Source organism: Neisseria sp. P0021.S007, from assembly GCF_051956855.1.
The window spans coordinates 1-914 of sequence record NZ_JBQCXA010000233.1 but is presented as its reverse complement, the minus strand read 5'-3'; the positions used below and the strand labels follow the sequence as shown (position 1 = coordinate 914).

The window sequence follows — 914 nt, the reverse complement described above, 5'->3', positions numbered from 1 at the left end:
GGACAGATATAAGCTCGGCAATGTAGCTATTCATTTCTTCAATATCATTCATTGTGATCACTTGCTATCTCTCCTCCTAATTACATCATTCAAAGCTGGCTCAATGTTTTGTCGGAATTGATTTATTCTATTTAATAACGCTTGCTTATCGTTATCGCTTAATGTTGAGTTTTTAATTTTCCTTTCTAATTTTTTTGCTTTTTTTAAAAGATTTTCTGTCTTTTGGATATGGTTTGACGGATGTTTAACACCCACTTCCTTACCAGTTCTTGCATATTCCTCAAGTGCACCTTTTAAGCCTCCTCGACTTTCAGCCTCTCTGCCTGTGTAATTTGCAATTCCTTCAATATCAGAAATTTCATTTTCGTACTGCTTTTTGATTTCATTAAGATCGCGTTTAGGTTTTTCAGGTTTATCCGCGTTATTAGATACTTTATCTGTATCATCAGGCGTTTTATTAAAATTAGATTTCCTACCATTATCAACTACTTTATTATTATCAGTATTTTTGCTTACATCAGACTTACGAGGTGCAGGCAACGCCCTTTGTTCAGTCACCCCTGCATAACTAACATTTTTACCATTGGGCAAAGTTGCCTCCACTCCCTTGCCTGTTAGTCGTGCAATTGTCCCTGCCGGCAGGGTTGTTCCATTGGACAGATTCTGTGCCTGTGTGAGCTTAACGGTTTGATTAGGTATCAATGTTCCACTGGTAAAATCAAATGCTTTTCCATTTGGAACAATTGGTGCTTGTTTTTTTATTTCTGCTGCCAGTTGTGTAGCAGATAACTTACCTGCGCGGTACAGTTTATATTTGTTAGCCAATTTACTAGGGATACGTCCTGCTAGCTCCATTACTGGCAATTGATACCACATTAACCGTTGTTGGGTTGCATGGTTGTATTCATATATTC

The 914-nt window shown here is 37.5% G+C and carries 1 protein-coding gene; it reads right to left on the bottom strand.

Annotation, left to right across the window (positions count from 1 at the left end):
• Positions 1-57: 57 nt before the first annotated feature.
• On the bottom strand, positions 58-914 hold an 857-nt coding region (locus ACTHUR_RS12470), incomplete at its 5' end, for a hypothetical protein (protein WP_440398799.1).